A 19,491-nucleotide genomic window follows, 5' to 3' on the forward strand; every position below is an offset into this window, starting at 1 on the left:
GTTCGATGCCGTGGAAGTCCGGGACATCGATGCCGATGGCATAGCCCAGATTGCCATTGCCTGAACTCTTCGGCAAATCCACCTTCGGCGTGCCGATCGCCTCTGGATCGCTCTCAGTGGTCGTCTCAGTCGTCGCTGCCGCTGCTGCCGGCTCCTCGGGTGCCGCCTCGCTGTCGGTCGGTTGATCCGCCGTGCCGGCCGCGGCCGCGTCGGTGCCGACCGTGGCTGCCGCGTCCGGACTCTCGGTCGCCGGTGCACTGCCGGAAGCGTGCTCATCCCCCGCACTCGGCTGATCCGATGAGCCGCCGCTGCCCATAGCGGCCCCGCCATTGCCGAAACCGCCGCTCGCACCAGCATCTGGCGAGCTCCCTTGCGCCTCCTGCGCAAAAGCCGCCATCCCTACGGAGCTTCTAATATAAGAAACGAAAGATGTATCCGCGCCGAAGACACCAGCGGCAAGCAATGCCGCACCAACAAGCAACTTGTTCATGATTCCCCCGAGCCCAAGTTGCTTACTTCTACTCAGCCCCAGTCAAACGAATACGACACCGCATCATCATAGTGGGAATATCCACAGGGAAATTTTAAAAGGTGCGAGCGGCACTCATCAATCGTACGCTGCTCAGCTGAGTTAGGCAGCCTGAACCAAAACTTTGCGAATGGCTGCGAATTAACAGCTACCCCAGACCTCCTCCACCGTCGTGTTTCAGGCGTGGCAGCAGCAGCCCACCTGCCGCCTAGGAGCGCCGCTCGCCGTTAAAGACTTTTTCGAGCTTCCCGAAGCGCACCAGATCGTTGAGTGCGGAACGGATTTGCGGCCAAGGAAACTCAGAGCACTCTTCCCATGCCTCGCCCTCGCGTAACACGGCATCAAGCTTGCCAGCCACGCCGGCGAGAGTCGTGGCGGCGATGGTTGAGAACGCTTCCAGCAGATCCTGCGCCCAGTCGCCAGCCTCGCGCTCGGCCCTGAATACGGTGTTATAGCCGATCTCCTCGGCAGCCGCATCCCAGCGCGCCTGATGCGCCGCGAAATGGGCCTCGGCCGCCTCGCGAAGGGCGGCCATATCCGGCCTTGTGCCGAGGAATTCATTGAGCGCCTCAATCGAGTGGACCGTCACGTCCTCGCCCTCGGACACGCGGACGGTCACACAAGGAAAGCCGATGCTCTCGATAAGCTTCGTTTCCAGTCGCTGTTGCCTGCGACAAAGCCGCTCGCTCAGCCTGTGGGCGGTCTGCCATTCCCACCAAAGCGCCAGCGCTGGGTCGGAGGGGGACATCTTCGTCGCGGCAGCGTTGCCGGTGAAAGTACCTTTTTCAAGCATCAAAGCGGTGGACGTGATCATTCCTCCCGCGAGCACTTGCCTACGGGTGACGAAAGGCAGAGTCGTGGTATTGTCGGAATCAGCCATGATCCGAGCTCCTAACAGCTTGGTTGTGGTTAGGTCGGGCTAAGCGTGTCAGCGCTCAGCTCGGCCGATTTGGAAAATATCATCTTATACAAATTGATTGACGTCAATCGGATTGTAGCCTTGCAAAATGCGCTAACGATAGAGCAGTGTCGCGGCGCTCGGGCGATGCTTGGGTGGAGCCAAGACGAACTAGCTAGAGCTGCAAATGTGGCTCGGCAGACGATTGCGGATTTTGAGCGTGGGGCGCGCATTCCAATTGCCAACAACCTCATAAGTATAAGGCATACACTTGAGAGGGCCGGAATCGAGTTCCTGTCCGAGAATGGTATCCGTTTAAAACCCCGCATCTGAGAACTGTCTGCTAATAGGCTTGGCCAATCGTTGCCGGCGATAGTTTCAAGCCAAAAGTGCCGCGCCGATGAGCGCTCTCACAGCCCCAGTCCGTGTTTTCTGCCGAAGCTCCACTCGATGCCGCCGCTACCTTGCATGACGCCGGTGATGTGCTGGCCGATGCGCTTCTCCAGCATCGGCTGCCACGGCACGAGCTGAAACCCGAGACTATCGTCCAGCATGGCGAAGCGCCCGCTGGCAAGACCGACCGAGCCAAGCAGCGTGCCGCCGACACAATTGCCGGGCTGTGCGGGCACGAAGGTGAGGCCGCGCGCAGCGGCCAGTTCCTTGCCGACACGCGCGACCTCCTGGCGCTCCAGCGTGGCTACGAGGTCGCGCGAGAAGGTGATCGTCCCGGTAGTCGCATCGCGTTCGGCAAGGCCCATCCCGACGAGCTGGGCGGCCCGTCTGTCGAGAGCGTTGTCGACGTCGAGACCAAAGCCTGACCGGACCAGCGGCACCGGGGTTTTGGCCACAAGCTCCCGGTCGAGCCAGGTGGCACCGTCGCTGCCGATCTGCGCGTCAAGATCGAACGTCGAAAGCACGCGGACAGAGAAGTCCTTGCCGCGGGTATTGGCGTCGTAGGCGATGCCGCGCTCGGGCAAGTTTTCCGGAATGCGCCAGTGGTCTTCGTCGATGCGTTCGACATGGCCGGCCCGGCGCAGCGCTTCGAGACGGCGGACATGGAAACGGACGAAGGCGTCCGGGTCCTTGCCCTCTTCCAAAAACGTCTCGCGGATCGCCTCCAGGTGTCTGCTCGGCCGATAGATGCCGTCCTCGCTCGCCACGACACTGATGTTGCGGTCGGCCGCACGCGGCTCCTGCTTCGGCAGGATGGGATCGAACGCCACGAAATGGCCGCGCTGAATGTCATCGAGCTTTGCCGGATCCGCGGTCTCGACATAGTGGGTGCGCCCGTCGACGCCATCGATGACAAGCGACAGCTTGTCGCTCATCTCGTCGCCGGCAAGGCCCTTGGCGAGCACACGGCCGACGACCGGCTCGGTTATGGTCTGGCGGTGCGTGACATATTGCGCCGCGCCCCGCTCGTGGGCGAGGCCGTGTTCCTCCAGCGCCCGGTGTATGGTCTTGATGATATCGTTGCGCTCGCCAAGTCCTCGCAACGTGCTTTCGGCTCTGTCGGAGATCACCCACCGGCCGGGCTCGATCTCGCTCGCCAGGCCGAAGTGCTCCAGTGTCTTCGCCCGATCGATCAGCAGATAGCGGTTGCTGGAAATGGTGTAGCGGTCGCTGGCATTGGGACGCAGGTCGACAACATCGTGCTCCTGCTGTTCGGCGATCAGCATGCGTCGAGGCGGGTCAGCCGTTCGGCCCCGACCTCATTGGCCAGCTTGCGGGCGACCTCGATCTCGCTTTGTAGCCCAAGCTCCCGTTCCACCAGCTCGGTTGCCCGATGTCGGATGCCATGGGCGATGTAGTCGCCGGCGATGTTCAGGATCTTGCCGTCATCGGTGACGCCGTGCACCAGCACATGGGTATGCGGATGACCGGTGTTGTGATGGTCGACGGCGATCCAGTCGAGGCGCGTGTTGAGGTCGGTCTCCATCTGCCGCATGAGATCGCGGGTGAAGGAGCGCAGGTCTTCCATCTCCGCGGCATCCTCCGGCGCGACGATGAAGCGGAACTGATGCCGGTCGCCGCGGCCGCGCTCGACGAAGGCCTTGCCGTCGGCTTCGTCGTCGAAGGCCGAGTACACCCTGCCCTTCTCGCCGTCCCTGGTTACGCCGTCGCGCTGGAGATAGCGCAAATGCGCATCGACAGCCTTGCTCGTCGTCACGAACTTTTGGCCGCGCCCGGTGGTCCCCTTGCCTCGCCCCGGCAGCTTGACGACGCGGGCCTTCACCACGACGCGGCGCGAGCGAAAGCGCACGCCATTGGAGTCCTGCTTCCACCCGCCACCATCCTTTGGCAACGCTGCCGCCACCTTGCCGCCGCGGCCGCGGGCATTGAAGCGGCCACTCTCCTTTCCGGCGCTCCTGCTTGCGCCGATGCGATTGGGGTTGCCGCCTTGCTTGCGAATGGCGATCTCGACCTGGCGCACGAAGGGCAGCGTGCGCGAATTGACCGGCGCGCCGCCATGCCGCATCCGGCCGGTGCGAACCTGGAACCTGTCGCTGTCACCATCTGCCATGACGACAGCATCGGGAGTCGGATTTCGCGCTTCAAGACGGCCGGAGCGCTGAGCATGCTATGGACTGCAATGACTTGCTGTGGCGTAGGATGGCGGATCGCACATCGCTAGGGCGCCGCAGTTTTTCGTTTCAGATCAATAGCGTAGCCGACAGCCTCGAGCCCCGCACCTCACGTCATTCCGCCTGGTCTCGGAATCTGCCGGAAAAAACAATGTGCAGACAGACACTTACGAGCGAAGCGAGTGCGAGCGCCAGCTCGCTTTATCTTGCCGTCCCTCCCCGTCCCCCGTAAGCGTCCGGTCTCTGCACCCAGATTGAGTAGTGCAATCTCGCGTCATGTCGGGTTCCTTCGTCATGTGGAGGATTTCCGATGGCGCCTCGCCGCTCCTGGGCCAAGGCCAACAGTCCTTACTGGTCGTCGCACATTGCGAGTTGGTACCGCAGCAATCAGGATGCGCTGGAATACGGTCGCCAGCGCGATCTTTCGATCACCACGTTCGAGCTGTGGATGCGCCATCTGGTGAACAGCGAAGACCTGCGCAAGCGTGCGGAAAAGCTGCAGAATTTGCGCCGAAAGAAGGCTGGACGTCAGGGCAAGACGCAGCAGCCGAAGCGCCCCCAGAGGAGGCCCGCTATCGCTACGGCAACCGCACGGACAGCGGCCCAACCGCCCTTCGCGCGTTCTGGAGCATGCATGTCGAGGCGATGAATTGGAGTGGCATGGATCATGCAGAGTATGCGGCGGCGCTCGGGCTTTCGCGGCATGCGTTGCGGATCTGGCGCGATCGCCTGTAAGAATCCGGCGACGAAATGGACTGGCGATCGCTGCTTCATCCGAGTGCCCGAGCCCAATTAAGCAGCGCTGCTAATTGCACGCGGCGCCAACACCGCTTGACGCCGGAAGCGGTGGGTGGGCGCTCGAACCGGCGCCGGTTCAGCGACGAGCAGAAGTTGGCGATCGTGCGGGAGACGGAGAAGCCCGGTGTCGCCGTGGCGCAGGTTCGCCGCCGCCATGGCGTTGCCACCAGCATGGCCTTCCGCTGGCGAGAAGAGTTCGGCCTGACCGCTCGTAACGCGCTGGAACTGACGACGGTCGAGCTCGCCGATGAAGGCGAAGACGAGCCGTCGGCGCTGGCCGCCTTGCGCGATCTCGTGCGGCCACCGGACGGCATGGTGGCGATCGAACGGGATGATGACGGCGCGTGTTCGTGCCGGCGGGCGCCACTGCGGCTGCGGTGAAGCGGCAGCTCGCCGGCAAGGAGAAGGCATCATGATTGTCATTTCCAGCGGGCGTGAAAGTGCATCTGGCGCTCGCCTACACCGACATGCGCACAGGTCTCGATGGTCTCGCTACTTGATCCAGGAACAGCTCAAGAAGGAGCCGTTCCGGGTCATTTGTTCGTCTTCCGCGGCAAGAATGCCTCGCTTCTGAAGATCCTGTTCTGGGACGGAACGGAGCTGTGCCTGTTCACCAAGCGCATCGATCACGGACGGTTTGTGTGGCCGCGTCTGGCCGAGCCTGGCGAGATGCTTGCGGTCAGTTCACTGACGGATACGATTGGATCGGACTAAAGCCGTATGCCGCCTATTGTGAAGCCGCCGTCGACGGTGATCTCCTGCCCGGTAACAAAACTGGCGTCGTCCGAAAGCAACCAGGCCACGGTGCCCGCGACGTCTTCCGATCTGCCGTTGCGGCGAAGGGGTGTGTGGCTGGCGAGGCGCGCGGCGAAGACAGGGTCTATGACATCATCGGCCATCGGCGTCAGGATGATGCCCGGATTTATGGCGTTGACGCGGATGTTCCGTGGGCCTTGCTCTACCGCAAGCGTGCGCATCATTGCCTGTAGGGCGCCCTTCGTGCCGGCATAGGCTCCGGCGCCGGGCATCACTCCACCAGCCGTCCATGAGGCGTTGATGAGAATGCTGCCATCGGCCAGAAACGGCAGGCATTGCTTGATGGTGAAGAAGGTGCCGCGCAGGTTGGTAGCGATCAGAGCGTCGAATTCATCCGCTTCCGTGACGGCCAAAGGCTTGAACTCGCCCAGTACGCCGGCGTTGGCGAACAGGGCATCCAGTTTTCCGAAGCGGGTTATTGTCGTCTGCAAAGCCGCGGCAACCGCCTCGTTGTCGGCGATATCGCAGGCAATCGCGATCGCGGTGCCGCCGGCGGTCTCGATCTCCGACTGCAATTGGCTGATAGGCTCGGGCCGGCGTCCGACGAGAGCGACTTGCCCACCCTCTTCGACCAATCGAAGAGCGGCGGCCCGCCCCATGCCAGTTCCCGCCCCCGTAATGAGGATCGTTTTGCCCGTGAATCTGTTCTGTGCCATGTCGTGTTCCTTGATTGCAGCGTCACGGCAGTTGTAATTTCACTGATTAATATGGATAATTGCAAAAATTATATCTTCATTTAAAAGACAAACTATCGAATGAGCCTATTTCGTTCCATGCAAGTGTTCGTGACGACGGTGCAAGAGGGCTCGATGAGCGCCGCCTCGGGCAAGCTCGGGATGTCGCCAGCAATGGTCGGGCAGCACGTGGCGGCACTGGAGGAGCGGCTCGGAACGCGTCTTCTGAACAGGACCACGCGCCGTCAGAGCTTGACAGATTTCGGCGCCAGCTACGTCGAACAATGCCGAGATATTCTGGAGCGCGTTGCCATCGCGGATCAAGATGCCGAGGCATTGCAAGCAGAGCCTCGCGGCAAGCTGAAGGTTACGGCGCCGACGACTTTTGGCGCAGAGGTCTTGATGCCGAGATTGCAGCGCTACCGCGAGCTTGCCCCGGACGTCACGCTGGATGTCACCTTGACCGATCGCAACGTCGATATCGTCGACGAAGGGTTCGATATTGCTTTCCGTATCGGCGAGTTGCCGGATAGCCGCTTGATTGCGCGCCGTCTTGCCCCTTACCGGATGATGATCTGTGCCGCGCCGGATTACCTTGCACGAAGGGGCAATCCAGACCATCCTAATGATCTAGCCAACCACGATGCCATCGGCTTTACCCCGGCAGCGCGGTCGCCATGGAAGCTGGCGAAAGGTGACGATACGGTCGAAGTTAGTCCGCGAATGCCGATCACCGTCAATAGCGGTCAGGCCGTCCGCATGACTGCACGCGCTGGCCTGGGACTGATCATGCAGCCGTCCATTCTACTGAGTTCGGATATCCAGGCAGGCCTGCTCGTTCAACTCTTTCCAGACTGGCATCTACGAGAACGATCGATGTCACTTGTCTATCATCGCGACCGCCGCATGACGCCGCGCCTGCGCAGCGTCATCTCGTTTGCCATTTCAGAATTCGGTGCGACATCCGAACGGCGGGAAAATCCTCATTCCTAGCGTCCGCTCTTGGCGCCCTCAGCCATGGGCGATCATGACACCCAAGATCGGGCAGATCCGGCAAACGGCGATTGCTTTTGGGTCCGGCCAATCAGGCATAATCCGGGGATCCTGGAAACCGAAAAGGTTCGTGAATTCAGCGGTGCGGAAATCGCTTAACTCGGGCGACTGACAGCCGTCCGGTGCGCGTGGCAGTACCCGAAAAGGCTCTGCAGAAAACGCACGCCTTGCCTGATCATCTTCCGCGCGGCCGGCCCGACGACGAGGACCGCGCCACAGCGTGCCGCGACGATCACTGTTGGGCGGATGTTCACGGCTCAACCCTGCGACGCAGGAGCCATGGTTCATGGCGCTGGCTTGCGTTGGGCTGCACGCTTGGCGCTCGGAGAAGCGAGCGGGAAAGCCTTCCTGCTTCCCCGACGCGATCGGCAATTTCGTCTGCCGCCGGACCGAACGATCGCAGCGACACTTGCCTGCTTGATATTTGCACGGAATGAGGTTTGTTGGCGGAGTAGCGAATTATTTGCCTGATTGGCGAATAGACAGACCATCCGTTTTCAAAGCGCCCTTTGGACAAGAGGAAATTCGATGACCGTTTCTCCAGACCCAAGCGACCAGGCTGATCTCGTATCAGTCACCGCCGACATCGTTTCCGCCTACGTTTCGAACAATCCGCTGCCGGTCGGCGAGTTGTCGAAGCTGATCGAGGATGTCTATGTCGCTTTGCAAGGGATCGGCACACCTGTGGCTCCGATCGCGGCCAAACTGGAGCCGGCGGTGTCGATCAAGAAGTCAGTGTCACCTGATTTCATCATCTGCCTGGAAGACGGGAAAAAGTTCAAATCCTTGAAGCGGCATATCGGAACGCATTACAATCTGAGTCCGGACGAATACCGTCAAAAATGGAACCTGCCCTCCGACTATCCGATGGTGGCGCCAAATTACGCGGCCACCCGCTCGGCCCTGGCGAAATCAATAGGGCTCGGGCGTAAGGCGGCTGCGCCCCCTCCTGCCACGGCGGAAAAAGCGAAACGGGCTGCTCGCGCAGCAGCAGCCACGACGACGACCGCGGCAGCCATCAAGTCACCAGTGAAGAAGGCGCGCAAGACACCGGCCAAGGGCTAGTGCGCTGCATCACTCTGCGGTGCGGCGGGACCAGGTGAGTGAGAATTCGTCCTCGGTGTCGGTCTCGACCAGGCTCGCATAGATCGGAGCTGGGAAGCTGGGATCGTCGAGCTTGACGGAGTGGTAGTCGCGTCCCTCGCGCGAGGTCTTCTTCCATGCCGCCCCGAACTCGGTGGCGCCGGCGAATGCGGAAGTCGGGACCCTTTTCGTTTTCGCCATCGGCCGGAGAGAACGTCACCGTCTTGACGTTGAGGTTGAGGGTCTTGACCGAGCCGGAGAAGCCGTTCGCGGTGCGGGAGAAAGTGCCGATCGTAGTCATTGTGGTGGTTCCTTCTGCTTTTCTCGGGCCGCGCCCATCGCGGCCTGCACATGAGGGACCTCTCGTCAAGCTGTGGCTCTGAGCTGCTGAGTGGTCAGTTTCTGGACGACGCCCCGCCGGGTGCGAGGCGTCCTAGGGTGCTCAGTCGCCGTTGCGGCGGTTCGGACGTGACCAGATGAGGCTGTAGCCCTGGCCGTCCTCACCCTCGACGAGGTTGGCGTAGATCGGAGCGGTGAAGCTCGGGTCGTCGAGCTTGAGACCGAGGTAGCTGCGACCCTCGTTGGACTGCTTGGACCAGGCGGCCCCGATTTCGATGCGGCCGACGAAGACCCGGTGGCTGGGAGCGTTTTCGCCGCTGGCGCGTGTATCGGGGACGATGCGGACGTTCTTGGCCTGGAGCGAGAGGGTGACGATCTCGCCGCTGAACTCGTTGTTATCCGATTGCTGGAAGTTGCCGATGGTAGCCATTGTCGTTCTCCTGACTGGTTGCCGAAGCTGCTTTGTGCGGCCTCGATAGCGGTCGTGAGGCGACGATCGGGCCGACTGCATCCTGTGGACCGCAGCGTGAGCGGAGTACGGCGGCAGCCGAGCTTGTTGTCCCGCGAGGAATGCGGCAAAGCCGCAGGGGACAAGGTCGGCGAAGCCGTTGCAGTCAGAGGCCCGACCGGCGCCAGACAGCCAGTAGAGAGGCCGCACAAGGAGGATTCCAGCATCAGTCCCACGAGAACGATGCTGGCCAACGGGCCCTTCAGCCATGCATCGGCACAAGCAGCGCGATCCCAACCGCACATGAACCTGAGGTCTGAGCCCGTTTCCTGATCCGCGCGTTTGCACGTATCAACCTCACATCCGGTCGCCGCTCGAGCGGCTGCACCATAATCCCGCCCGCGCGGCAAGGGCTCAGGAGGACGAGACCAGTCTCGATGACGGCGTTCAAGCCATGCCGCAATGCGGTCGTCCACCCGGTTCCGGCGGGCTGATCAGGCCCTGGCCGAACTGGAATGCGGTCAGATCGTCATGGTCTGACAAACGCCCCTTCGATCACCACGCCGGCGCTGACGTATTTCCATAGAGCCACGACCAGCTTGCGGGCCAATGCGGTGATCATCACCTTCTTGAAGCGTCCGCCATTCTGGGCGACTCGTTCGTTGAACCAGCGGCTGAGCGCTGAGGCGGGCTGGTGCCGCAACCAGAGCCACGCCATTTCCAGGAGCGTCGATCGCAGGCGCGGATTTCCGGATTTTCCGATCCCCTGCTCCCGGTCGATCGACCCGCTTTGCCATGGCGTCGGCGCAAGGCCGGCATAGGCCGCCACCTGCCGGCGATTGGCGAAGCACCGGGAACAAGCCCTCTCCCCACAGCACGGCCGCAAACTCTGGTCCGATACCGACGACTTTCGACAGCATAACCACTTCACGCGCCGATCGGCGTTCTTCGGCGAGCATGGCGTCCCGTTCCGCCTCGACTGCCTTGATCTGATCGAGCAGCATTTCCATTCGGTCGACCTCGCGCAGAACATGGCGCTTCATATGTTCGGGCAGATCCCGTCCATCGCCTGTGCGAAGTGTCTCCAGCCGATCGCGACGATCACGCCGTAGAGGATCGTAGCCGGTGATGCCCTGTGAGAAGAGCAGACCCTTGATCCGGTTGCTGTGCCGGATGCGTTCTTCCATCAATACCTTGCGCTCCCGGACGATGCGGCGGCGATCCTCCTCATCAGGGGTCGGCACGCGTAGCATGGAGCAGACTCGCGGTTCGCCACGCTTGAACGCCAGCAGCGCCCGGATAAGGGTCTCGCCGTCGAGCCTATCCGTCTTCACCCGCCGCTTGCGCCGAGACGTTGCTATGGATGCTGCGTCAACGACATGAGTGTCGTGGCCTTCTGCTTCCAGAACCCGGTGGACCCAGAAGCCATCAAGGCCGGCCTCTTGAATGATGACGAACGGATAGTCGCGGCCGGTTCGGCTACGAGCCTTTCGCTTCAAAAGAGCGAGGCGGCCAAGAAGCCCAGCAATATCCCCGCCGGGGATGGAATGGCGCGATAGCTTCTCGCCAGCTCCCGGCGAGATCGAGGTGATCAACCAGGTCTTCTTGCTCAACTCCACCGACACGAAGATCGCATCAAGCTCCCTGTGCGCCGCATTTTCTTGAATACCGTCCTGCGTCATCTCCTGCTCCTTTCCGCAACGGCCAACAATGCCTGCTGCATCAGAGCAGGTTGTAGCCATTACTCATAGGATCTCGATGGTGGTCGTGAGACCGGGGACGATCGGTGCGCATCCCGAAGGGGCTGAAACGAAGTGGAAGACGGCGGTGCGAGGCTTTCTTGGATCGCGAGCAATGGACGCGCAGCGGACAGGGGATGAAAACGCAGCCGCGGCGTTGCGGCAAGACGATCGAGGCGCAGCGAAGCGAAGACGGTCCTCGGTCAGACGCAATCCATTCGAGGACGCGGTAGGTGTGGCTCAAAACGAACAGACAGGCAGGAACCGCCACGACGGCGATTGCGATCGGTCACAGGCTTTCTCATCCCCACCATGATCGCTTTGCCGGCCAAGACAGCTAACCTGCACCCGCAACCATGAGGATGAAGATCGCCGCTCCCAAGCCTGTACCGGCGACAGCCAAATGGCCGGCGAGCGGAGCTGGCTGCGCGTGGAGCGGGGCAGACCGGATCAGCTCAGAAGGTGATGGTCATGCCGCCTCCTTGGGAGCGGATGGCCACGCTCTGGTCCAGGCGGCATTCGCGGAGCGAGATGGCCAAGACCATCTTTCCCCCATCCGTGGCCGCAGCTCTACGACGTCACCATTTGTGGCAATCACCGTTGGGAGACACGTCACCAGCCGGGCAAGGGCACCAGGATAGGCAAGCCCGAAGAAGGAATCGACCCAAGCAATCATTTTATGCTTGGTCCAATGATCCGAGTTCCAGTCCGCATTTTATGCGACTTTGACCCGATGTCGGTCGGCGGCTTAGCGCTTCTTCGTGGCTCCTCCTCTCGGCACGCCCTATAAGGTTCTGAGCGAGCAAATGGCGGTTAATATTGTCGCACACTCAAACGACTGCCATACTCTGCCGCCTTGCCGACATAGGCAAGTTGCATGGGAGGAAGTGATGGCAGATGTATCAGGCACAAGTCGGCGCGGTTTCCTAGCGGGCGCGTCGGCGGGAGGAGCCGCGGCGCTTTTCGGCGGTTTTGGAATCAGTGAAGCACTTGCCGCGGGAATGGCGGCAGGGCGGTCGGAAAAGCCGCTCAAGGCGGCATTTTCGAATGCCGGTCTCCAGGCGACCTGGTGCGCCCAGGGCAAGCAGGCGGCCGAATACTGGGGCAAGCTCTATAATGTCGAGGTGACATGGTTCGACGGCCAACTCGACGCGGTCAAGCAGCGCGCGGCGATCGACAACATGGCGTCGCAGAAATGGGACTTCGTCGCCATTCAGGCCTTCGGCATCGGCACGCTGACGCAGCCGGTCAAAAAGATGATCGACGCCGGCATCCCGGTCATCGACATGGATACGCTGATCGCTCCGCTCGACCAGATCGACATCCATTCCTTCCTCGCGCCCGACAATGAGTTCATGGGCGCGTCGGTGACCCAGGCGCTGGTCGGCGCGATCGGCGGCAAGGGCAAGATGATCATGACCCAGGGCGCGCTCGGCCATACCGGCGCGCAGGGCCGGGCGAAAGGCTTCGAATCGGTCGTCAAGCAGCACCCCGACATCGAAGTGCTGGATAGCCAGCCCGCGGACTGGGATGTCTCGAAAGTAGCGCGGCTGTGGGAGACTTACCTGACCAAGTACCCGCAGATCGACGCGGCCTACTTTCACAACGACGACATGGCGCTCGCCGCCTTCAATGTCATGAAGGCGCATAACCGCACCGATATCAAGATCGGTGGTTGCGATGCCATGCCGCCCGCCATCGCGGCGGTCGCCGATGGTCGGATGTTCGCCACCGTGCGCAATCCATCCTGCCGCATCCATGGCGGCGCGATCATTGCCGGCGTCGCGGCCGTCACCGGCGGTGAGAAGACGGGTAAAGGTGGCATTCCCAAGAGCGTCGTCACCGACGGGCCGGTCGTCACCAAGGCGAACGCCGCCGGGATGCTCTGGATGGAGGACCACTTTCTCATCTGATCCTTCGATCCGTATGGCTGGGAGCGCAAAACGGCGCCCCCGGCCGGTTTCTTGCGCCAGACCGGTGAGCAGCATGGAAAATGAGGACGAGGCAATCTCGCGAGGCGCACCGCGTCTTCGCATGGAAGGCATCTCGAAATCTTTCGGCGGGGTCGCGGCGCTCCGGGATGTGGATTTCGAACTCCAGAAAGGGCAGGTGCACGGGCTCGTCGGCGAAAACGGGGCCGGCAAATCCACCCTCATGAAGATCATTGCCGGCGTCCACACCGAATACCAGGGGCGAATGCTCCTCGAGGGGCAGGAGGTGCGGTTCCGCTCGACGCGGGACGCGCTGAGGGCGGGCATCGGAATGGTCCATCAGGAACTCAGCATCGTTCCCGACCTTTCCGTCGCCGAGAACGTCTTCCTCGGACAACAACCCATCAAAAGCGGGTTCGTCGACTGGAAGACAATGGAGAGGGAGGCTCGTGCGCAACTGCAAAGCCTCGGCATCGACGTCGATCCGAAAGCGCTTATGGGATTGCTGCCGATCGGCATGCAGCAACTGATCGAATTGGCGCGGGTGCTGTTCTCCGGCGCTCGCATCGTCATCCTCGACGAGCCGACCTCCGCACTGTCGCCGCCTGAGGTCCATCGCCTGTTCGAGGTGCTGAAAGGCGTTCGCGCGAGCGGCCGCTCGGTCGTTTTCATCTCGCATTTCCTCGATGACATCCTGTCGATCTCCGATACCGTGACCATCTTCCGCAATGGAAGGCGGGTCATCACCGGGAAAGCCGCAAGCATTGATAAAATGTGGGTCATCGAGCGCATGATCGGCAGCGGCCACGAGGATCTGGAAGAGACCTATACGGGAGCCATAGCGCTCGAGAGCGACCCCTCCGCACGCATCGTCCTCGAAACACGGCAGCTTGGAGCGGGCCGGGCCTTTTCCGAAGTATCACTGAAGGTACGTGCCGGCGAGGTGCTCGGCGTATATGGCTTCATGGGTTGCGGCCAAATCGAACTCGCCCGCGCACTCTTCGGCAAGTTCAAGCCGAAGGCCGGCAACCTGTCGATCGACGGCAAGATCGTCCGCTTTCGCAATACTGCCGAAGCGCGGAGGGCGGGCGTCGCTTTCGTCCCCGAAAGCCGCCGCTCGATGCTTTTCTACCAAGAGCCGGTATTCAAGAACGTGTCGATCAGCGTGCTTGGTCGCATCTCGCGCGTCCTGCTCAAGCCGGGCGTCGAGCGCGACATAGCTCGACGGCAGTGCGACGCGCTGAACATCAAACCGCCGAATGTGAAGACACTGCTTGGCAGTCTTTCCGGCGGCAACCAGCAGAAGGTGGCGCTGGCGAAATGGTTGACCTATCCGCCCAAGGTGCTCGTTCTCAGCGAGCCGACGCGCGGCATGGACGTTGGCGCAAAGGACGACGTGGTGAAGATCGTTCGCGCTCTTCGCGATCAGGGGCTTGCCATCATTGTGGTGTCGGCGGAGCCGGAGACGGTGCTCTCGCTTGCCGACCGCATCGTGGTGATGAAGAAAGGCCGGATCGTGCGCGAGTTCGCTAACGAAACCATCAGCAAGGACCGGCTGCTCGCGGCTGCCTGAGAGGAATTGTCGGATGAACATGTCGCAACATCTCTCTGTGAAGCAGGCGCCCTCGCGAGCCAGAATCTTCCTGCGCCACCAGATGCGCAATATCGCACCCTTCGCCACGCTGATCGCGCTGCTGGCCTTCTTCAGCATCGCCAGCCCATCCTTCGCCACCCTGGACAATGCCTACAACGTCCTGACGCAGATTTCGGTGGCCGGCATCATGGCGGTCGGCCTCACCTTCGTCATCCTGTGTGCCGAGATCGACCTGTCGTTCGCGGCGATCGCCAACGCGACCGGCATTGCGGTCGCGTATTTCACAGTGCAGGAATCCTACGTCAATGTAACCAACCTGCCGCTGCCGGGGTGGGCGGCGATCGTGTTATCGCTTCTCATCTGCACGGTTCTCGGTCTGATCAACGCGTTCGGCCTGACGATCATCGGCATCCCGTCCTTCATCATGACGCTCGCGATGATGCAAATCGGAGCGGGCATCTGCGCGCTCCTGGTGCGCGGTCAGATCGTCTATGCCGTTCCGGACATCGTCATGACGCTTGGCTCCGGCGCGATCGGCGGTGTCCCCTGGATCGTCATCGTGCTCGCCGTCTTCCTGCTCGTCGGTCACGTGGTGCTAACCTACACGCGCTTCGGACGCTACGTCTATATGGTCGGAGGCAACCGCGAGGCGGCGGAATATTCCGGCATCAACGTCAAGCGCGTGCTTGCGGCGGTTCTGGTCATCTCCGCTGTCTGTTCTGGCGTTGCCGGCATGCTTGGCGTCGCGCATTTCGGCAGTGCCCAGCAAAACGAGTTCGACGGCTACCTGCTCGATGCGATCGCCGCCGTCGTCGTGGGCGGCACAAGCCTCTTCGGCGGCCGCGGCGGGATAGGCAATACGATCATCGGACTGTTTGTCCTCGGCGTGCTCAACAACGGCCTCGATCATGTCGAGATCGACAGCTTCCTGAAGGTTCTGATCCGCGGCCTTATCTTGCTTGCCGCCCTGATCATCAACGTCTACGCGCAGAACCTGCGGGCCTCGCAAATCGAGAGTCTGGACTGATCCGTCTAATATAATTTAGGGATCCGCACGATAAATCGGTGGGAGTCCCCGCTGATTGGAACTAACTTCATGTCTTTCTCGCGAGCTGTCAGAATGCCGTTTCATAGTACGCATACGACGAAGGCCGCCTACTGACGCGTACCTTGAGGCGTTAGTGTCCGCTTAGATTAAGTGGACGCTTGGCGAATGATCTGGCTATAGAGCCGCCGTCGACGGTTGATGCGAGCACGTCCGCGGGTCTGCCGCTGCCGCCGGGTGCGGGCCGACAGCGGACGCGCCGCTCCTGGACGGTCGACCAGAAGCTGGCGATCGTGCGTGAGGTGCAGGAGACCGGTGATCCCGTGTCGGTTGTGGCGCGGCGTCACGATATGAACGAGAACCACTTGTTCATCTGGATGAAGCAAGCCCAGCAAGGGCGATTGGGCCGAGCCAACCCGGTGCCCGAGACCCCACCGATCGCCTTCATTGACATGGGTGTTGTCGGTCCCAGCCTGCACGATGTAGAGCCGGAAGAGTCGGCTCCTGCGCGATCGCACTCTGAAGTACCAGCTACGACCAGCCAAGCGGTGTCTACCGGTGGCCGGATGGAAATCGTCGGGGCCAACAGTCGGTGTGTGATCGTCGACCGCACTGTCGACGTCAGTGTCCTGTTGCGGATCTTGCAGGGGCTGGAAATGCTGCGATGATCCCGACAGAAGGCGTGCGTGTGTGGCTTGCCACAGGCTACACCGACATGAGATGTGGCTTTCCATCCTTGGCGCTACGGGTGCAGGAGGTCCTCAAACATAATCCCCTTGGGGGCAACCTGTTTTGCTTCAGGGGGAAGCGCGGAAATTTGTTGAAGGTCATTTGGCATGATGGCCAAGGAGCATGCCTGTTCACAAAAAGACTCGAGCGCGGCCGCTTCATATGGCCGACAGTTGAGGGTGGAGCTGTGACAGTATCTCCTGCGCAGCTAAGTTATCTCTTGTCTGGGATAGACTGGCGCAACCATCAGGAAACGTGGCGTCCAGCTCGGGTTGGGTAGCATTTTTTTATTGAAAATACGATGGAATGTGATTCAATCGGCGCATGACTTCGAAGCCGGTTGAGCTCCCCTCGGATCTTGCCAGCGCCTACGTGGCGCTGCTGGCTGAACGTGAGGCGTTGCAGGCTGAACGCGATATGGCGGTCGCGGATGCTGCCAACTGGCGGGCTGAAGCCGCCAACGCGCAGGCCATGCTGTCCGACACCGAGGCGCGGATTGCGCATCTCGGGTTGCGCATCGAGAAGCTGAAACGCGCACTGTACGGGCAGCGCTCCGAGCGCACGGCGCGGCTGATCGAGCAGTTGGAATTGGAGCTCGAAGACCTCGTCACCTCGGCGACCGAGGATGAGCTTGCCGCGCAGGCCGCGGCGGTGAAGACGCAGACGGTGCGCCCCTTCACGCCCAAACGGCCGGTGCGCAAGCCATGGCCAGAGAATATCGAACGCGAGCGTATCGTCATCGAGCCACCCAGCACCTGTGCCTGTTGCGGCGGATCCCGGCTGTCCAAGCTGGGCGAGGATGTGACCGAGACGCTGGAAGAGATCCCGCGCCGGTTCAAGCGGATCGAGACGGTGCGCGAAAAGTTCACCTGCCGCGACTGCGAGAAGATCACCCAGCCGCCGGCGCCGTTCCATGCCACGCCGCGCGGCTTCATCGGTCCCCAACTGCTGGCGACAATCTTGTTCGACAAGTTCGGCATGCATGCTCCACTCAACCGCCAGAGCGCGCGCTTCAAGGCCGAGGGGATCGAGCTGCCGCTGTCGACGCTGGCCGATCAGGTCGGCCACGGAACCTTCGCCGTCATGCCGCTCTTCCAGCTGATTGAACGCCATGTGCTCGCGGCCGAGCGCCTTCATGGCGACGACACCACCATTCGCATCCTGGCGAAGGACAAGTGCGCGACCGGGCGGATATGGACCTATACGCGCGACGACCGTCCCTTCGCCGGGCCTGCGCCGCCGGCGGCGATCTATTACGCCTCGAGCGACCGGCGCGGCGAGCGTCCTCAGAAGCATCTGGCCGGATTCGCCGGCATCCTTCAGTGCGACTGTTACAGTGGCTTCGAGCCGCTGTTTGATCCGCAGCGGAAGGAGCAGCCGATCACGCCGGCCTTTTGCTACGCCCATGCGCGGCGAGGATTCTTCGAATTGGCCGACATCGCGAAAAAGGCCCGGGATGGCAAGAAGGGCAAACCGATCTCCCCGATCGCGCTGGAGGTGGTCAAGCGCCTCGACGCACTGTTCGAGATCGAGCGCGCCATCAACGGCCGCAGCGCTGCCGAGCGGTATGCCGTGCGGCAGGAGAAGAGCAAACCACTTCTCGACGACATGCACGCCTGGCTGCTCCGCGAGCGCGATACCCTCTCGCGCTCTTCCGAGGTCCTGAAGCCAATCAATTACACGCTCAGGCGCTGGGCCGACTTCGCCCGCTTCATCGACGACGGCAGAATCTGCCTCAGCAACAACGCGGCCGAAAGAGCGCTGCGTGGCATTGCTCTGGGAAGGCGCAACTGGACCTTCGCCCGTTCCCAGCGCGGCGCCGACCGCGCCGCCGTTATGCCTCAACGACGTCGACCCAAAAGCCTGGCTCGCCGATGTCCTGGCCCGCATTGCCGATCTTCCCGCCTCGCGTCTGCACGAACTACTGCCTTGGGAATGGAAGCGCCTGCGCGAAGCCGACAAGGCCGATCAGCAGGCCGCCTGACCTTCACGCATCGCCATCATAGAGCCCGCCGCGCCCACGCGCGCGTGCCAATCATGCGGCCTTCGTCGTATGCGTACCATTTCCGTATTGCGCCGTCGGTCTCCGGCCACTCACCGATGGCTCGGTCGCCTCTATGTTGCGAGCTGCGTGATCGGCGGTGTCGGCGGCCTGGTCTTGGCGTTCGGATCGACCGCGGGTCCGGTCGCGACAGCGGGCTTCGGCAGCCTCCAGCTTCGACGGGTCGGGCAGAAACCAGCTCAAGCAAAATGCCAGCGCGGTGAGGACAGCGGCAGAGCCGAATACCAAATGCAGCGACTCGATGACCTGTCGGACACCTTCCCGGTCATCGCGGCCAAGCTTAAAAGCGGATCCGATCGATGAAAGCTCGCTCGGCGAGTGGATGGTCAGTATCGCCCAGAACGCCGACACGCCGATCGTCGCCCCGACCGCTCTGAACAGGGATGCGGTCGATGTGGCAACGCCGACTTGCTCCCTCGGCGCGGCATTCTGCACCGCCAGGACCAGAACCTGAATCGTGATGCCTGCGCCGATTCCAAGGGCAACCGCGATCACCGGGGCTACTGCCGGCGACACGGTCGCATTAAGTATCGCGAGGGTCGTCAGAGCGACGCACGTCACCCCGGAGCCGACAATTGGGAAGATTCGATAGCGGCCCGTCCGGCTGAACGACGCCCCGCTCGCGAACGATGCGAACAGGGTTCCTGCGGCCATGGGCACCAGGATTAGGCCAGAAGCAGAGGCGCTCATTCCATTGGCAACCTGAAGGTAGAGCGGCAGATATGTTACGCTGCCGAACAGGCCAATTCCCAGAAGGAAGCTGAGAGCCGATGCAACCCCAACCACGGGCGCTCGAAACAACGCGAGCGGCAGTATCGGCTCGCTCGCAATGGCCTCATTGGCTACGAACGCGGCGAGCAGCGCGAGGCTGAACAGCGCGACGCACCACATAACGGGCATGGCAATTACACGGTCGACATTTCCTGCAAGGCAGAAAACAAGGCCGATGAGGCCACCGACGAGAAGGACTGCGCCGACATAGTCCATCGACGGGCGCGCCGGCGGGCGGCCCGGCTTCGGAAAGAACATGGCGAGAAGCGTGATTGCCGCCAAGCCGAGTGGAAGGTTGATCAGGAATATCCATCGCCAACTAAGCTGGTCGGTCAGGAGGCCGCCGAGGAACGGCCCCGCGATGGTTGAAACGCTGACTGTGACTCCGATCAGACCT

General features: G+C 61.8%; 17 protein-coding genes and 5 pseudogenes. 12 read left to right on the forward strand and 10 right to left on the reverse strand.

Annotated features, from left to right (window positions below):
* Together NKH28_RS31295 and NKH28_RS31300 are read right to left on the reverse strand one after the other, a co-directional pair.
* Window positions 1-397 (reverse strand): annotated as a pseudogene (locus tag NKH28_RS31295) (hypothetical protein); the annotation flags it as partial.
* A gap of 340 nt (window positions 398-737) precedes the next feature.
* The gene (locus tag NKH28_RS31300; RefSeq protein WP_352981141.1) at window positions 738-1,409 is read right to left on the reverse strand and encodes a hypothetical protein; all 672 of its coding nucleotides are present in this window, start codon (window positions 1,407-1,409) and stop codon (window positions 738-740) included.
* A gap of 165 nt (window positions 1,410-1,574) precedes the next feature.
* Here NKH28_RS31300 and NKH28_RS31305 point away from each other — a divergent pair, with 165 nt between their 5' ends.
* Entirely contained in the window at window positions 1,575-1,760 is a 186-nt protein-coding gene (locus tag NKH28_RS31305) for a helix-turn-helix transcriptional regulator (protein WP_352981155.1), read from the forward strand.
* Window positions 1,761-1,837: 77 nt separating this feature from the next.
* Here NKH28_RS31305 and NKH28_RS31310 read toward each other — a convergent pair whose 3' ends face one another.
* Both NKH28_RS31310 and NKH28_RS31315 read right to left on the reverse strand, forming a co-directional pair.
* On the reverse strand, window positions 1,838-3,106 hold the full coding sequence (locus NKH28_RS31310) for a DUF3363 domain-containing protein (protein WP_352981142.1): 1,269 nt from the start codon (window positions 3,104-3,106) through the stop codon (window positions 1,838-1,840).
* A complete protein-coding gene (locus NKH28_RS31315; protein ID WP_352981143.1) occupies window positions 3,100-3,951 on the reverse strand; it encodes a relaxase/mobilization nuclease domain-containing protein in 852 nt (283 codons plus the stop codon). The genes NKH28_RS31310 and NKH28_RS31315 overlap by 7 nt, the downstream gene beginning before the upstream one ends.
* 371 nt (window positions 3,952-4,322) lie before the next feature.
* Between NKH28_RS31315 and tnpA the strand changes: the two genes are divergently transcribed.
* The 3 genes from tnpA to tnpB (NKH28_RS31330) all read left to right on the forward strand — a co-directional run bounded on the left by tnpA (window position 4,323) and on the right by tnpB (NKH28_RS31330) (window position 5,524).
* Window positions 4,323-4,661 carry an IS66 family insertion sequence element accessory protein TnpA gene (tnpA, locus tag NKH28_RS31320; protein WP_352972515.1) on the forward strand — a complete coding sequence of 113 codons (339 nt, stop codon included), beginning with the start codon at window positions 4,323-4,325 and terminating at the stop codon, window positions 4,659-4,661.
* A gap of 182 nt (window positions 4,662-4,843) precedes the next feature.
* Window positions 4,844-5,191 (forward strand): transposase, encoded by a 348-nt coding sequence (locus tag NKH28_RS31325; RefSeq protein ID WP_352981144.1) that lies wholly within the window; start codon window positions 4,844-4,846, stop codon window positions 5,189-5,191.
* Between the two features lie 156 nt (window positions 5,192-5,347).
* Complete coding sequence (tnpB, locus tag NKH28_RS31330) at window positions 5,348-5,524, forward strand: IS66 family insertion sequence element accessory protein TnpB (protein ID WP_352972510.1); 177 nt, start codon at window positions 5,348-5,350, stop codon at window positions 5,522-5,524.
* Here the strand turns inward: tnpB (NKH28_RS31330) and NKH28_RS31335 are convergent.
* Window positions 5,521-6,282: an SDR family NAD(P)-dependent oxidoreductase gene (locus tag NKH28_RS31335; protein WP_352972508.1), complete on the reverse strand. Its 762-nt coding sequence runs from the start codon at window positions 6,280-6,282 to the stop codon at window positions 5,521-5,523. The genes tnpB (NKH28_RS31330) and NKH28_RS31335 overlap by 4 nt on opposite strands.
* Window positions 6,283-6,381: 99 nt before the next feature.
* On the opposite strand from NKH28_RS31335, the gene NKH28_RS31340 reads away from it, so the two are divergent.
* Complete coding sequence (locus NKH28_RS31340; protein WP_352972506.1) at window positions 6,382-7,293, forward strand: LysR family transcriptional regulator; 912 nt, start codon at window positions 6,382-6,384, stop codon at window positions 7,291-7,293.
* Window positions 7,294-7,311: 18 nt separating this feature from the next.
* On the opposite strand, the gene NKH28_RS31345 is transcribed toward NKH28_RS31340, so the two are convergent.
* Window positions 7,312-7,641, reverse strand: a complete 330-nt coding sequence (locus tag NKH28_RS31345) for a hypothetical protein (protein ID WP_352981145.1) — start codon at window positions 7,639-7,641, stop codon at window positions 7,312-7,314.
* A gap of 240 nt (window positions 7,642-7,881) precedes the next feature.
* Between NKH28_RS31345 and NKH28_RS31350 the strand changes: the two are divergent.
* Window positions 7,882-8,334 (forward strand): annotated as a pseudogene (locus NKH28_RS31350) (Ros/MucR family transcriptional regulator); the annotation flags it as partial.
* 168 nt (window positions 8,335-8,502) lie between these two features.
* On the opposite strand, the pseudogene NKH28_RS31355 reads toward NKH28_RS31350, so the two are convergent.
* From NKH28_RS31355 to NKH28_RS31365, 3 genes and pseudogenes are all read right to left on the reverse strand, one after another.
* Window positions 8,503-8,737: pseudogene (locus NKH28_RS31355) on the reverse strand (DUF736 domain-containing protein); the annotation flags it as partial.
* Between the two features lie 141 nt (window positions 8,738-8,878).
* Window positions 8,879-9,205 (reverse strand): DUF736 domain-containing protein, encoded by a 327-nt coding sequence (locus NKH28_RS31360; protein ID WP_352972499.1) that lies wholly within the window; start codon window positions 9,203-9,205, stop codon window positions 8,879-8,881.
* Window positions 9,206-9,752: 547 nt separating this feature from the next.
* Window positions 9,753-10,905, reverse strand: a pseudogene (locus tag NKH28_RS31365) (IS110 family RNA-guided transposase).
* 947 nt (window positions 10,906-11,852) lie between these two features.
* On the opposite strand from NKH28_RS31365, the gene NKH28_RS31370 reads away from it, so the two are divergent.
* The 6 genes and pseudogenes from NKH28_RS31370 to tnpC all read left to right on the forward strand — a co-directional run bounded on the left by NKH28_RS31370 (window position 11,853) and on the right by tnpC (window position 18,245).
* Complete coding sequence (locus NKH28_RS31370; RefSeq protein WP_352972496.1) at window positions 11,853-12,875, forward strand: sugar ABC transporter substrate-binding protein; 1,023 nt, start codon at window positions 11,853-11,855, stop codon at window positions 12,873-12,875.
* A 73-nt stretch (window positions 12,876-12,948) separates the two neighbouring features.
* Window positions 12,949-14,466, forward strand: a complete 1,518-nt coding sequence (locus NKH28_RS31375; protein WP_352972494.1) for a sugar ABC transporter ATP-binding protein — start codon at window positions 12,949-12,951, stop codon at window positions 14,464-14,466.
* A gap of 13 nt (window positions 14,467-14,479) precedes the next feature.
* Window positions 14,480-15,514 (forward strand): ABC transporter permease, encoded by a 1,035-nt coding sequence (locus tag NKH28_RS31380; protein WP_352972492.1) that lies wholly within the window; start codon window positions 14,480-14,482, stop codon window positions 15,512-15,514.
* 179 nt (window positions 15,515-15,693) lie between these two features.
* A complete protein-coding gene (locus tag NKH28_RS31385) occupies window positions 15,694-16,200 on the forward strand; it encodes a transposase (protein WP_352981146.1) in 507 nt (168 codons plus the stop codon).
* Window positions 16,197-16,541, forward strand: coding sequence for an IS66 family insertion sequence element accessory protein TnpB (gene tnpB, locus NKH28_RS31390; protein ID WP_352972488.1), 345 nt, complete (start codon window positions 16,197-16,199; stop codon window positions 16,539-16,541). The genes NKH28_RS31385 and tnpB (NKH28_RS31390) overlap by 4 nt, the downstream gene beginning before the upstream one ends.
* A gap of 44 nt (window positions 16,542-16,585) precedes the next feature.
* A pseudogene (gene tnpC / locus NKH28_RS31395) lies at window positions 16,586-18,245 on the forward strand (IS66 family transposase).
* Between the two features lie 51 nt (window positions 18,246-18,296).
* Here tnpC and NKH28_RS31400 read toward each other — a convergent pair.
* Window positions 18,297-19,487 (reverse strand): MFS transporter, encoded by a 1,191-nt coding sequence (locus tag NKH28_RS31400; RefSeq protein ID WP_352981156.1) that lies wholly within the window; start codon window positions 19,485-19,487, stop codon window positions 18,297-18,299.
* Between the last annotated feature and the right edge of the window lie 4 nt (window positions 19,488-19,491).

Origin of the sequence: Mesorhizobium sp. M1227 (genome assembly GCF_040318315.1) — a bacterium.
Taxonomy (GTDB): Bacteria; Pseudomonadota; Alphaproteobacteria; order Rhizobiales; family Rhizobiaceae; genus Mesorhizobium.

Bases quoted from the DNA above. Each gene is read 5' to 3' on its own strand.
- NKH28_RS31310 (WP_352981142.1), bottom strand. From the start codon at position 3,106: ATGCTGATCGCCGAACAGCAGGAGCACGATGTTGTCGACCTGCGTCCC.
- NKH28_RS31305 (WP_352981155.1), top strand. From the start codon at position 1,575: ATGCTTGGGTGGAGCCAAGACGAACTAGCTAGAGCTGCAAATGTGGCT.
- NKH28_RS31340 (WP_352972506.1), top strand. From the start codon at position 6,382: ATGAGCCTATTTCGTTCCATGCAAGTGTTCGTGACGACGGTGCAAGAG.
- NKH28_RS31345 (WP_352981145.1), bottom strand. From the start codon at position 7,641: ATGAACCATGGCTCCTGCGTCGCAGGGTTGAGCCGTGAACATCCGCCC.
- NKH28_RS31300 (WP_352981141.1), bottom strand. From the start codon at position 1,409: ATGGCTGATTCCGACAATACCACGACTCTGCCTTTCGTCACCCGTAGG.
- tnpA (WP_352972515.1), top strand. From the start codon at position 4,323: ATGGCGCCTCGCCGCTCCTGGGCCAAGGCCAACAGTCCTTACTGGTCG.
- NKH28_RS31360 (WP_352972499.1), bottom strand. From the start codon at position 9,205: ATGGCTACCATCGGCAACTTCCAGCAATCGGATAACAACGAGTTCAGC.
- NKH28_RS31375 (WP_352972494.1), top strand. From the start codon at position 12,949: ATGGAAAATGAGGACGAGGCAATCTCGCGAGGCGCACCGCGTCTTCGC.
- NKH28_RS31335 (WP_352972508.1), bottom strand. From the start codon at position 6,282: ATGGCACAGAACAGATTCACGGGCAAAACGATCCTCATTACGGGGGCG.
- NKH28_RS31380 (WP_352972492.1), top strand. From the start codon at position 14,480: ATGAACATGTCGCAACATCTCTCTGTGAAGCAGGCGCCCTCGCGAGCC.
- tnpB (WP_352972488.1), top strand. From the start codon at position 16,197: ATGATCCCGACAGAAGGCGTGCGTGTGTGGCTTGCCACAGGCTACACC.
- NKH28_RS31315 (WP_352981143.1), bottom strand. From the start codon at position 3,951: ATGGCAGATGGTGACAGCGACAGGTTCCAGGTTCGCACCGGCCGGATG.
- NKH28_RS31370 (WP_352972496.1), top strand. From the start codon at position 11,853: ATGGCAGATGTATCAGGCACAAGTCGGCGCGGTTTCCTAGCGGGCGCG.